The 13789-nt window shown below is 41.3% G+C and carries 6 protein-coding genes; 1 reads left to right on the plus strand and 5 read right to left on the minus strand.

Annotation, left to right across the window (positions count from 1 at the left end; translation table 11 throughout):
- Nucleotides 1-9: 9 nt before the first annotated feature.
- The 5 genes from glnR to FOA33_RS07485 form a co-directional block, all read right to left on the minus strand.
- Nucleotides 10-366: a transcriptional repressor GlnR gene (glnR, locus tag FOA33_RS07465; RefSeq protein WP_221161154.1), complete on the minus strand. Its 357-nt coding sequence runs from the start codon at nt 364-366 to the stop codon at nt 10-12.
- Nucleotides 367-442: 76 nt separating this feature from the next.
- Complete coding sequence (locus FOA33_RS07470; RefSeq protein WP_221161155.1) at nt 443-970, minus strand: FUSC family protein; 528 nt, start codon at nt 968-970, stop codon at nt 443-445.
- 132 nt (nt 971-1102) lie between these two features.
- A complete protein-coding gene (locus FOA33_RS07475) occupies nt 1103-5752 on the minus strand; it encodes an antigen I/II family LPXTG-anchored adhesin (RefSeq protein ID WP_221161156.1) in 4650 nt (1549 codons plus the stop codon).
- A 166-nt stretch (nt 5753-5918) separates the two neighbouring features.
- Nucleotides 5919-7118 (minus strand): phosphoglycerate kinase, encoded by a 1200-nt coding sequence (locus FOA33_RS07480; protein ID WP_070526526.1) that lies wholly within the window; start codon nt 7116-7118, stop codon nt 5919-5921.
- Between the two features lie 183 nt (nt 7119-7301).
- Nucleotides 7302-11759, minus strand: coding sequence for an endo-beta-N-acetylglucosaminidase (locus FOA33_RS07485; protein ID WP_221161157.1), 4458 nt, complete (start codon nt 11757-11759; stop codon nt 7302-7304).
- Nucleotides 11760-12092: 333 nt separating this feature from the next.
- Here FOA33_RS07485 and FOA33_RS07490 point away from each other — a divergent pair, with 333 nt between their 5' ends.
- A complete protein-coding gene (locus FOA33_RS07490) occupies nt 12093-13724 on the plus strand; it encodes a Na/Pi cotransporter family protein (protein WP_221161158.1) in 1632 nt (543 codons plus the stop codon).
- Nucleotides 13725-13789 lie beyond the last annotated feature (65 nt).

Raw genomic sequence — 13789 nt, forward strand, 5'->3', positions numbered from 1 at the left:
TGCGATTGCCTAACCGCGACCAAAAGGTGAATGTGCTGAAGCAAAGCGTCCTTGCTGGAGGAGTTCATTGTGAAGTGCACGACGCACCTCAGTCTGACTCACCGCTTTCTTGGACTTCGCCTCACGTTCAGCATATTTTTTCTTAATGGCAGCGATATTATAACCTTCAGAGATAAAATCTTTGATTTCAAGCAGACGATCCATGTCATTCAAGGAATACATGCGACGGTTCCCTTCGTTTCGATCAGGCTTTATCAACTCTTGATCTTCATAATAACGAATCTGACGCGCCGATAGATCGGTCAACTTCATAACACTGCCGATAGGAAAAACAGCCATATTTCGGCGAAATTCTTTTTCCTTCATTTACAACTTCCTTCTTTCTGTCTATTATAGTCTAAAAAAAAACAAACGTCAATTGATAATGTTATAAAATGTAACATTATTTTTCTTTTTTCTCTAAAAAGAGATGAATACGATCAATATCATAATTTACGAGAATTGCGACAAAAACTCCCATAAAAGTTTCTGATACGCGCGCAAACACGTACAAAATTGTTTCACCGCTCGGTATTGATAGGGTAATGATTAACATAGCTGCTACACCACCAATAACCCCCGATTTATTATTCATGGCCACATTTGTCATAATGGTTAACATAGTGCAGATTGGAACAACCACCAAGGTCACCCAAAAGGCTCCGTGAAATAAGGTATTTAAGAGAAAAAAGATAAGGGCGTAGAAACCACCGATACCATTTCCTAGAATACGTGAAGTCCCAAAATGGACACTCTTATCAAAACTCTCCCTCAGACTAAAAACCGCTGTCAAAGCACCGATTTGAAGACCTTTCCAGCCAAAAAAGCCAAAAATCAAAAGAACTAGAAAAACGGCAATTCCCGTTTTGAAAGTTCGCATACCAAGTTTGAACTGTGACTTATCAAATTTATATTTTTTAAAATAACTCATAATCTCAACTTTCTACTACCATTTTAACATAAATCAGTTGATTTCATGAGTAAAAATCAATAGGAAGCGTTTTTAATTTAGGCTATAAAAAAGAGGAAACAGAGTTCCTCTTTTCTATTTAACTTCCAGAAATTAGTTGCTTTCGTCTTCTTTTCGTTTCAACTGACCAATTCCTAAAACTCCTACTAAAGCTGCTAGACCAAGATATGGCATGTAGCTTGAATCATTTGTACCTGTTTGAGGTAGAGTAGGGTTCCCTTTTGGATTTGGATTAGAATTAGGAGTTGTTGGTTCCTCTGGTTTCTTAGGTTCTGACGTTGTCGTGCGAACTGTGTTTGAGGCGTAAGCAACTTTATTCACAGTATTTACATAGGTATTTTCAAAGGTTCCGACAGCAATTCGTTTCATTTGAATATAAGTCTCAGCCTGGAATGGAGAATCCAACTGAATCCCTTGAAGGAATTCTTCCTTGAAGCGAATGGTAATCATTCCCTTATCTTGGTCATGTTCAACCTGTGTTTCAGCGGTTAAGTCTGTCCCTGCCTTGATAACACGACCGTCTTTCAATCGGATATCAACCTTGGCAAGAACTTTATAGTTTCCAGTGTATTGATCACCTTTTTGGTCATAATCATCTGCAAAACTATAGTCATTCAAGTCCTCAGAATGATTTTGTGGAATCAAACCACCGATCAAACGATAATTGAAGTACTGGTTCAACGGAATTGTTTGGCCATCGATATTGTCACTGCTTGGATCCATACTGATTGTCACATCTTTTTTCGGTGTGATTTTCGGTACGTTGTTGACAACTACTTCTGTAGCATAGCCATTCCCAAAGTCAATTTGGTAGGCTTTGTTTTCGTACTTACCACCCGTTTGACCAAATTCAGGTTTAACTGTCATCGGATCTGTGATTAGCAATGATTTTCCTGTTGCTACATAGTTCTTGTAGAATTCAGCTGGATTATCAGCTGAGAAAAGTTGGAAAGCACCTTTAATAGTGATGTTTGCTTTCTTCAACAGCTCTTGAACCTTCTTAGGCGCAGCTTCTAAACTATCATATTGTTGAACACTGATACCTGATACAAGGTTGCCCTCTAGATCACGAATCTTAACCAATTCTGGTTGAAGGGTTAAGGCTTCTTCTGGATAATCATCCACATAGTAGAAACCATTTTGAATTGCTTCTTTAGAAGATTTATCTCCCTTGTATTGGTCCAAATCCCATGTGAGTTCATAGTAGTTCGTTGAACCAGCTAGAACTTCTTTGCCATCAATATTCACACCTTGCTTGTTCTTGTTAACTTTCAAAGGCTTGATGTAGTTGTTATTTGGATTGTCAGGATCATTTGGTTTACCTGGAGTCGTTACACGAACAATGTTTGACTTAACACCGTAGGCATCGTTGACTGTCAATGTAAAGTTATTTGTATAAGTCGCCCCATCATTCAAGACACGGCCAACAACAGTTGGATATAGAGTATCAAAGGATTTTGTCAAATCTGCATTGAAAGCAGCCAAGGTCTCCTCGGTAGCCTTAAAGGTTACAGTGTGACTAGCTTTGTCATAGCTTGTTTCAAAACCTTTGCTTGCAGCCTTGGTCGCTTCCAAATCAAACTGATAGCCAGTTGGAAGTGGGTCTACCAATACAAACGATGTTGTTTTTGGACGCCCTGCAGTTAAGGCTTCCGTTTTCAACTCAAACTTCACTACAGACTGCTTAGCAACTAGAGTACGATCGATATCTACTCCATCCTCATTTTTAATTTCTTTATTAATCTGAGGTTGTGCAAAAAGACGATTGTAATGGAAGTGAACTGTTGGCACCGCTGGTGGTGTTGGCAACTGCTTAGGAGTTGGTGCTACAGGTGGTGTTGGCAATGGATCATAATTTGGCTCTTCTGGTTTTGATGGCTCTGGTTGATCTGGAGTTTTTACCGGTGGAGTTGGCTCATTTTCGTAGCTTGGTGCTACTGGAGCTGGTTCCAATGGTTTCTCTGTCTCATATGTTGGCTCTTCTGGTTTTGATGGCTCTGGTTGATCTGGAGTTTTTACCGGTGGAGTTGGCTCATTTTCGTAGCTTGGTGCTACTGGAGCTGGTTCCAATGGTTTCTCTGTCTCATATGTTGGCTCTTCTGGTTTTGATGGCTCTGGTTGATCTGGAGTTTTTACCGGTGGAGTTGGCTCATTTTCGTAGCTTGGTGCTACTGGAGCTGGTTCCAATGGTTTCTCCACTTCATAAGCAGGAGCTTGTGGTGCAGTTGGTTTTACTGGAGGTGTTGGGTTCTCTTTTGTAATTTTCGGAACATGAACGGCACGAATCTTCCCATTGAGTGAATACCAAATGTTTGGTTTTTTGCCATTTTCTACCGCCATAACTGGATCAGAAGAAACTACTAGGGTCGCAGAAATGGCACCGACAGTCACACGGTTAGTAGAACCTGACATGCTGATTGCTCCCGCACCATACCAAGAGTTTGGTGCATCAGACGAATCCCAACCGGAACCCGGCTCATTCTTTCTAGTATACATAGTCCAGCGAGATCCGCCTTGTCCCTGTTTAAAGTTCAGGGTTTCTGTAGCATAAATCTTTCCATCTTTTTCTCCAACAGATGAACCTGAAATTTTAATAAAGGTACCAGTGTAATCCTTGGCCATCTCAATAGAATTATTTTCTCTATTTAGAGAAGCAACTGAAAGGAGGGCATTGTCAAAATTAATCGGCTTGTCATTTTCATCATAGAAGGTAAATTCATTTTTGATGAAGATAGACGTATTCTTTTCATCTTTACCAGTATAGGCTGAAGCAAAGACACCTAGCGTTGGGTCTGTAAAGATTCCCAACCAAACTTTTCCACTAGGATTTTGAAATTTTGAAGACGGGTCTACAGTATATTTGTAAACAATCTTCGAAATCTTTTTACCATTGTAGTAGGAATTTTGAAGATTGGTATAAGTCGCTGTTACGCTTTGTCCACGTTCTAGAAGAACTGAGCCCCATTTCACCTCCGTATTATTCCCCACGTTGGTCGTCCAACTTGATTTATCTCCAATATTTCCATATAATTCAACAGATGAAGCAGTCGAATTCGCCTTCTCTAAACCACTGATATCTAAGTCATCTAGTTGTAGAATTTTTTGATCATATTTTGCTTTCGATGTACTCTTACTGAAGGCTTCATCAACAGCTGTTGCTGTGAGAAGTTTCCCTTCTGTTTTGAGGTCAAGTTGAGCATTTGGTTCTGAGTCATAAACCAAGCTACGAGCAGATGGTTTAGACAAATACCCGTCCTGATCCTTATTTTTTTCAAGTTCTACCAATGCAGCCTTAATTTTTGCCTGCTCTTCATTGTACTCTTTGAGTTTCTGTGGATACTCATCTACATCTTTCTTATACTTGGCAAGGTCTGCTTCATATTTTGCAACTTTAGCTTCATAGTCTGCTTTGGCTTTAGCATTTTGTTGCTTAATTTCTTCATTCTTAGCTTGAATTACCGCATTTTTTGCCTTGTTGTCTTCAACAGCCTTCTCATAGGTCGCTTTTGCATCATCGTTAGCTTTTTGAACGCGAGCTAATTCTGTCTGGTATTTGGCCAGCTTAGCTTGGTAGTCTGTTTCGTTAGCTTCATTTGCTTGTTTGACTGTTGCCAAGTCTGCTTCATACTGCTTCAACGCTGCTTCATAAGTCGCTTTTGCAGTAGCGTTACGTTGCTTAATCGCTTCATTTTCAGCTTGAATTGCTATGTTTTTAGCTGTATTTTCTTTTACTGCTTTATCATAAGCCTCTTTAGCTTCCACATTTGCCTTTTGAACTCGAGCCAATTCTGTCTGATAAGCTGCTAATTTAGCTTGATAATCAGCATCATTATCTGCCTTGGCTTTCTTAACAGCTGCAAGATCTGCTTCATACTGCTTCATTGCCGCTTCATAAGTTGCTTTTGCAGTTTCATTACGTTGTTTAATCGCTTCATTTTCAGCTTGAAGCGCTGCATTCTTTGCAGTGTTTTCTTTTACTGCTTTATCATATGCCTCTTTAGCTTCCGCATTAGCTTTTTGTAGTCGAGCTAATTCCGTCTGGTAAGCTGAAAGTTTATTTTGATAATCCCGTTGACTATCTTCGTTTGCTTTTTTGACAGTTGCTAAATCTTTTTGGTATTGTGCTAACTTAGCCTCATATTCTGCTTTAGCTGTTGCATTGGCAGTGTTGATTTTTTCAACTTCTTCTTGATGACTTTTTAGATCTTTTTGATACTTGTCATCCGCTGCTTTGTTTTCAGCATTGATTTTATCTGTTTCTGCCTGATGAGCTGCGACTTCTTTTTTATATGCTTCAGTTGTTGTCTTTATTTCTTTTGCCTGTTTAGCATAGTCACTTTTGATCTCATCTTGTTTTTGAGCATTTTCTGTAGTAGTTGTGGCTGTTCCTTTGTCTTTTATTTCATCTTGAACTACCTTAACTCCTGCAGATTTTGCATCGGCAACTGTTTTATCCAAATCAGCTGATGATACTTCTACTGGCAAAGCTGAGTCTTTAGAACCAGCCTTATCTTGGCTCTCTTTGGCAACTTGGCTCATTTCACCCTGAGCTTCAGGTAGATTTGTGGCTGGGTTCCCTGTAGTAGCTACCTCAACTGTACTTGTACTAGTTGTCTCTGTAACTTCATCAGCAAATACTGCTTTGTCTGCAAAAGCAATCAAAGCAGTTCCTAAAACAGCACCACACAAAGTTTTGGCAACCTTGCTTTTACGAAATCCATAGACTTCTTTTTTATTTTTCATTCTAATCCCTTTCTTATCTAAATTAATCATCTACCATCCATAGTAGCATTTTATGATGCGGGATGCAAATATTCACTCTCCCCCCTTCATTTATCGATAAATCTAACATATTTATAAATGAAATTAAAAAGAAGATGGTTAAACCATCTTCTTTCAGATAAACTATTTATTTTTCAGTCAAGGCTGCAAGACCTGGAAGAACTTTACCTTCGAGGAGTTCCATTGATGCTCCACCACCAGTAGAGATCCATGAGAACTTGTCTGCACGACCAAGGTTGATGGCTGCGGCAGCTGAGTCACCACCACCGATGATTGATTTCACACCTGGTTGTTTCACGATAGCATCCATCACACCGATTGTACCAGCTTGGAAGTCTGGGTTTTCAAATACACCCATTGGTCCGTTCCATACAACTGTCTTCGCACCAGTCAATTCTTGATCGAATTTAGCGATAGATTTTGGACCGATATCCAAACCAAGGAAGCCTGGATCAACTGCTTCACCTTCAGTGTCTTTCACTTCAGTGTAGTCTGCAAATGCGTTTGCTTCTTTTGAGTCAACTGGTAAGATCAATTTGCCGTTTGCTTTTTCAAGAAGAGATTTCGCAACATCCAATTTGTCTTCTTCTACAAGTGAGTTACCGATTTCGATACCTTGAGCTTTGTAGAATGTGTAAGTCATCCCACCACCGATAAGAACTTTATCAGCTTTTTCAAGCAAGTTTTCGATAACACCGATCTTGTCTGAAACTTTTGAACCACCAAGAATAGCCACGAATGGACGTTCTGGAGCTTCAACAGCTTCTTGGATGTAGGCAATTTCGTTTTCAAGAAGGAATCCAGCAACTGCTTTTTCAACGTTTGCTGAGATACCAACGTTAGATGCGTGTGCACGGTGAGCTGTACCGAATGCATCGTTTACGAAGATACCATCTCCAAGTGATGCCCAGTATTTACCAAGTTCAGGATCATTTTTAGATTCTTTCTTGCCGTCAACATCTTCGAAACGAGTGTTTTCAACCAAGAGAACTTGTCCATCTTCAAGAGCGTTGATTGCTGCTTCCAATTCAGCACCACGTGTAACACCTGGGATAAATTTAACTTCTTGTCCCAATTTAGCAGCCAAGTCAGCAGCTACAGGAGCAAGTGATTTACCTTCTTTGTCTGCTTCTTCTTTTACACGTCCAAGGTGAGAGAAGAGGATTGCACGTCCACCTTGTTCAAGGATATACTTGATAGTTGGAAGAGCTGCAGTGATACGGTTGTCATTGGTAATCACGCCATCTTTAACAGGTACGTTGAAGTCAACACGAACGAGAACTTTTTTCCCTTTCAAGTCAACGTCTTTAACAGTCAATTTTGCCATTAGATATGACTCCTTCTTTTTTTATACGTGTTAATTATATCACAAAATCAACAAAAGAGATAGAAAAACCTTGCCAAATAACTAATTAATGAAAGAAAAACTAGTTAAAACAAGGCCTGACCAATCTATAGTCAAACCTTGTTTTTTAGTTTTTATGAGAAAATCCAAGATTCGTAAATCCGATTAGTCTTCTCTCTTCTTTCCAGCAAGCAAGCCGTAGCCACTCATTACTCCGAGGAGTCCCAGCGCTACTAGACTAGCATCTCCTGTCGCTCCTGTATTTGGAAGCTCTTTACTTACTTCTTCAACTTTTGCTGGTGCTGCTGAAAGAGCTTGATCCCTCGTTTGTGAGACTTGCTCTTCTTTCGTTCCTACTTCAACAATTTCTGGGATAGCTTCCTTGAGAACCTCAGTCGAACGTAGAGTGCGTTTGCCCTGACCATCGACTTCTACAAAGCGACGAACTTGACCTTCAACTCCAGCTTGCACAACACGGCGTTGTCCTTTGAGAAGCTCGGCGTTTGGTCGCTCCTGACGTTCATAGGCCGTTGTTTCAGTTTCAATAACTAGTTCAGGGAGAGCTTCAACCGTTGGAGCCACTTCATTTGGATCCATGCTTCCAACATGACGGCTTTCTTCTGCAGGTGCTAGTTTCTTATTCAACTTTTCTTTCATTTCCGCAAAAGCTTGTGGAGTTGGCATCTCTGAAGCCAACAAAGTTTCTGCTTGTTCAATCAACTCAGCTTTAGGATCTTTTTCACGGATAGATTCGAGCAAACCTTCCAATTCTTCTCTGGCAGTTTGGTAACGTTGATTTCCATCCAAGTCTGTCCCTGCTTGTTTCAACTCATTCAAAGCCCGGTTGACTTCTTCTTGGCTAGCATTGTGGTTTTCTGCTACAGTTTTCGCTGCAGTGAGCTTCTCTACTAGTACTGCTTGTTTGTCCTCGCTAGAGAAGGTGTAGGCAAGGGTTGACTGACGGCCTTGGGCAGCAGTGATTTCTTGTTTGAGGTACTCATCGTTGACAGCTACTTTTGGAGAAACCAAAACATCAAACTCAGCGGTGTGCCCCTTGTAATGCAAGGTCAAGGTCTGACGTCCAGTCTTTTGAGCATCGTAGCCCGTGATTTCAACACCTTGGTCTGTAAAGGCATGACTTTCTTCTGTCTCATCATCATAGAGAACGCTGAAGCGACCTTCTGCAAGATCCAGTTGCTCTCCTACTAGATAGTCCGTTTTCGGTTTCTGAGTAATGTACAAACCTGCTACTTCTTTCGGCTTCCCTTCATCTTGACCAGTCACTTGTACCTTCAAGTCACCAGTAACTGGAAGTCCAAGGTAGCTGACTGTGAGCTTCTGTTCCCCTTTTTGATGAGCGTCGTAGCCAGATACAGTCACACCTGAATGAGTAAGGTTAATCAACTCGTCAGCTTGTCCCCCTTCGTATTGAACACGGAGTGTTCCGCCTCTGAGGTCAAGTTTTTCTCCCTCTTTATAAACTGTCTTCCTAAGTCCTTTTTCAAGGCTGACAGATTTAATTTTTCTTTCATCCTGCGGAATCGCTATAGCCAAGGTGTTACTGATTTCTTTGCCAGGTAGTTGGGTACGATAGTAGAGGAGAGTTGGTTGCTTGTCAAAGCCCAATGGTGCTGTTGCCAAGTCGCCACCATTTTCAGACTTCAAAGTTGCAATTGGTGTTTGTGAATCTGCCTTATCGTAAATGGTGATGGTTGCACCTGCTGGAACATCAGAGAAACCGAGTTGAACTTTATGATTTCCAAGTGAACGGGCAGCTACCTTAGCCATTGGAATATTTTGACTTTCTGTATCTAGCGTTTCGTACATCTTCCAGTTGTAGATACGAATGGCTTTCCAAGGTGTTCCGTTATCAGATGTGATAACTTTTAGACGCCAGTCTTGAGCGGTGATTGGTTTATCAAGGGTGATATCCGTCACGTGCGCTTTATTGCCACGAACTTCCTTAGCTAGCTTCCACTCACCATCTGTATCCTTGTAGTAAAGATCAAAGTCCTTGGTGTTCATCAAACCATCGTTAACAGACTCACCTCCAGCTCCTGCATGATCCATGACCCATCTAACAACACGGCGTGGTTGGGTCAAGCGAATATCTACACTACCACTCAACTGAGCTGAAGACCACTTATCTGACAAGCTAGTAATGGTACCGTTCAACATACCTTCGATGCCTTCTCCACCTTCAGTATTTGGGAAAGTGCTACCAATAACCGTTGCCCCTGGAACAATATTTTTAGCCAAAGGTCTTGGGAGAGTTGTATCCTGAACCGTCATGCCCCAGTTGAGGGATGCCGTCGCCGCTTCAGAACGAAGTCCATTTTTACCAACTGCAACGACTTTCAATTCCTGAGTCGTACCAGTCGCATTAGCAGAGCGGCTAACTTTTGGCAAGTAGATAGTGGAAGCAGATGATCCTGTTAACAAACGCCAGTTATCCCCATCTTTTTCGTAGACTTCATAGAAATCTGCATCTTGGTTACCCGCAAACTGGACCACTGCTTCAGCTTCTTGGGCATTCTTGAGAGATTGTTTCACAACAGAAAGTCCCGTCGGCGCTTGTGGTGCTTGGTGGTTATCTGAAATTGTTAATTGACCTAAGTTGAACTGATAATCTTTTACAGCACCTTCATGTTCGAAGAAGAGTTTAACTGCATAGATGGTTTTACCTGCTAGTGAGCTAAGGTCAAATTCTTCATTTGTCCAGTTGTCAGAAAGAGTCAGTTCTTTCCATGCCTCCGCATCCTCAAATTTGTAGTCTGGAGTCGTAGAGAAGGCCATATAAACTTTCGAGCCTTTTCCTCCCTTGTGGGCAACCCGAAGTTTGGTTTTCTCCGTTACTTCTAGTTTAGTAGAATACAAATTCACATCTTGGTCCGTCTTACCCACTACATCACCTGAGAATTTAAGGGAGTTTCCGCCATTGTAGCCATCTGTAAAGTCATATTCTGCATGAAGTTTTTCCCCTGTTGAAGTCTGCCACCAGCGCCATGTTGGCAAGACACCTGAAACAGAACGGTAGTTCCACTCAGAATCCTTAGAAACTTTGCCGTCTACAAACCACTTTCTACCATGACCTGTATTAAAAGAGGTAGTAAAGGTGCGTCCTACTGCTGGTGTGCGGTCCGCAACTAAATTGGCAATTCCATACCACTCTTTGTCCGCTGGTTTTTGAGCTGTCGGATCTCCTTGGTAACCTGTGAAGAAGATGTCTTCGTTCTTGTGATAGTCTTCTCCTGTTTTCCCTAGACTGGTAATCGTATCTGGTGCAAAGAGTCCAAGTGACAAACGCAACTTGCCTTTTTCATCCAAGAGGGCATCCCAGTTGACTTTGGTCTTATAAGAGCCACCTTGTTGCAATTCCAATCCTGCAAAGACATCATATTGACTACGTTCCAGCCATTTTGCCATCTCTACAGAGTGATCATTCTTTTCCTTGTTCCAGTTGAAATTGGCAAAGAATTGATCTGCAGGGACCTTGTCACCTTCTTTTTGCATAAACTGGTAGTTATAATCACCAAGGCCATCTTCGTGGTAACGGCCATATTTGTAAGTCATGGCATCGTACCAAGCATACTTGATTGGGTGGTTGACCTTAGCTGCGTATTCTTTTGTATAGAGCATGAATTGGCGCATTTTTTCACCAAGAGGCGCTACCAATTCCCCCGTTGTTTCTTGGTTGATGAAATAACCATCAAAGCCATAGTATTTAGCGAGATCAACGAGTTTGCGTGCAATTGGGAAAGTGCCATCTTCATCTTGTTTCAAGGCAGCGGCAAATTTCTCTTGGTCAGCAATGCTATTTGACCAGTTGAAAAAGAGGGTTCCATAAACGGGAACTCCGTTGCGGTGCCCGGCATCAATGACATCTGGAGTAGGGACTAGGCCTTCCCAGAAGACCATTGAATCCAAGTATTGCCAGTAGTCAAAAGCATAGGTCTTGAATTCTTCTCCACCAACAGAAGCATGGTCTTTAGCTTTCGAGTTGGTATTTGCTAGCGCCTGAACTTTAGCTCTTCTGCTTGCTTTTTCGTTAACCAACTGACCTCTGTGGCGCTTGGCGAGTTCAACTGAGGAACGATTGATGGGATCATCCTCACGCGCACCTAGTTCCCATTTCAACAAATCTTCCCAAGTATCAAATTTGATTTCTTTTGGTCGGAGACTCTTCTCTTCATTTTTAGGAACGTCTGCTAGACTTGGTTTGTCGGCTTTATTGTCAACTACTTGAGGAGCTTCCTCAGGCTTGACTTCTTCTTTATCAGTTGGTTGAGTAGGTTTTTCAGCTTTATCTGTCGAAGCTGGCTTTGCCTCTTCTTTTTCATTAACCAAATCAGTTATTGCTGGAGTGTTTTCTGAAATTGGTTGCTCTGCTACTTTGTTTTCAGTTTCCTCTAATTGTTTTTCGAGAGCTGCAGTATCTGGACTCGCTGTTTCACTAGTGCTTGTAACTTGGGCGCTCGTATTTGCAGCTGTTTCAGGGACACCGACCTGTTCCGCAAGAGCTGGGCTCGCAAATAGGGCTGAACCAATCATCAAGGAACAAGCCCCGATTGACAACTTACGAATACTGTAACGGCAACGTTTTTCAAAAAATAGATTTTTCATCTTATCCTCCTAATAAAATATAAAGTAAGCGCTTTACTTTTTAGATAAAAAGCAACTGTTCTCAGTGCACACCACCAGAACAGGAGCATCTTCATTCTATCCTATATGAAAGCGATGTCAATCTTTTTAACATAAAAACTATAACTAGGATAATAATCAGTAAAATTTAGACACAATCCTATAAATCATCTATCTTAATGAGAATCTATCTCTCATTTTAAAAGAAATTTCTTGTTTCTTATGAAAATTTCAGCTAAGCACTTGTGAGATTTACTTTTATCCTTTAAAATAGAATAGGAGAAATTCCGTTATTATTTTTCGGAGGAAAAAGAAATGTCCATTAATTGGCAGGAAATTTTATTTCACTTTTTAGGTGGTCTGGGGCTATTCTTATATAGTATCAAGACCATGGGAGACGGTTTGCAACAAGCTGCTGGAGATCGCCTTCGTTTTTACATTGACAAATATACCAGCAATCCCTTCTTCGGTGTGCTGGTTGGTATCGGTATGACGGCGCTGATTCAATCAAGTTCTGGTGTTACAGTCATTACAGTGGGACTAGTAAGTGCAGGACTTTTGACCTTGCGTCAGGCTATTGGTATTGTCATGGGTGCCAATATTGGAACCACCGTTACATCCTTTATCATCGGTTTTAAGCTAGGAGATTACGCCTTACCTATGCTCTTTATCGGAGCAGTTTGTCTCTTCTTCACCAAGAATCGCTCCATCAATAACATTGGACGGATTATCTTTGGTGTAGGAGGTATCTTCTTCGCTCTCAATCTTATGAGCGGTGCAATGGAGCCCCTAAAAGACCTGCAAGTCTTTAGAGACTACATGGTTGAACTAAGTAAGAGTCCTATTCTAGGTGTCTTTGTCGGAACTGGACTGACCCTACTCATTCAGGCTTCTTCCGCAACTATCGGTATCTTACAGAACCTGTACGCAAGTGGTTTGATTGACCTTCAAGGTGCCCTACCAGTCTTGTTTGGTGATAATATCGGGACAACCATTACAGCCATCATTGCTTCTCTTGGAGCCAATATCGCTGCCAAACGTGTTGCTGGTGCCCATGTCGCCTTTAACGTGATTGGTACGGTTATCTGTATTGTCTTCCTTGTACCTTTCACTGGCTTGATTCAATGGTTTGAATCTGCACTCAATCTAGCTCCAGAAATGACCATTGCCTTTGCCCACGGAACCTTTAATATTACAAATACCATTATCCAGTTCCCATTCATCGGCGCCTTGGCTTACATTGTTACCAAGCTCATTCCTGGTGAAGATGAAGTTGTTAAATACGAGGCTCTCTACTTGGATGAACAACTCATCAAGCAGGCTCCTTCTATCGCTCTAGGAAATGCCAAAAAAGAACTTCTTCACTTGGGGAACTATGCTGCAAAAGCTTTTGACCTTTCCTACGACTACATCGTCAATCTAGATGAAAAACTAGCTGAGAAAGGCCATAAGACTGAAGAAGCAATTAACACAATTGACGAAAAACTCACTCGTTACCTGATTAGCCTTTCAAGCGAATCCTTGAGTCAAAAGGAAAGTGAAATTTTAACCAATATTCTTGACTCATCACGTGATTTGGAACGGATTGGAGACCACGCAGAAGGGTTAATCAACCTAACAGACTACCTCCAACGTAAGAATGTTCAATTTTCTGATGCTGCTTTGGAGGAATTAGCTGAGATTTATCAAGCAACAACTGCATTTATCAAAGACGCCCTTGATACTGTGGAAAACAATGATATTGAAAAAGCTCAAAGTTTGATTGAACGCCATAAAGAAATCAACAATATGGAACGCGTTCTCAGAAAGACCCACATCAAACGCCTTAACAAGGGTGAGTGTTCTACACAAGCTGGAGTCAACTTTATCGACATCATTTCCCACTACACTCGTGTGTCTGACCATGCAATGAACCTAGCTGAAAAGGTTATCGCTGAACAAATCTAATAAACAAAAAGCTATCCTGAATGGGATGGCTTTTTTCGTCTACTCATCAAGAATGGCTTTTCTGA

Source organism: Streptococcus cristatus, from assembly GCF_019685515.1.
In the GTDB taxonomy this organism is placed as follows: Bacteria; Bacillota; Bacilli; order Lactobacillales; family Streptococcaceae; genus Streptococcus.

Coding starts and splice junctions, on each gene's coding strand:
- FOA33_RS07485 (WP_221161157.1), bottom strand. CDS start 11,759: ATGAAAAATCTATTTTTTGAAAAACGTTGCCGTTACAGTATTCGTAAG.
- glnR (WP_221161154.1), bottom strand. CDS start 366: ATGAAGGAAAAAGAATTTCGCCGAAATATGGCTGTTTTTCCTATCGGC.
- FOA33_RS07470 (WP_221161155.1), bottom strand. CDS start 970: ATGAGTTATTTTAAAAAATATAAATTTGATAAGTCACAGTTCAAACTT.
- FOA33_RS07475 (WP_221161156.1), bottom strand. CDS start 5,752: ATGAAAAATAAAAAAGAAGTCTATGGATTTCGTAAAAGCAAGGTTGCC.
- FOA33_RS07480 (WP_070526526.1), bottom strand. CDS start 7,118: ATGGCAAAATTGACTGTTAAAGACGTTGACTTGAAAGGGAAAAAAGTT.
- FOA33_RS07490 (WP_221161158.1), top strand. CDS start 12,093: ATGTCCATTAATTGGCAGGAAATTTTATTTCACTTTTTAGGTGGTCTG.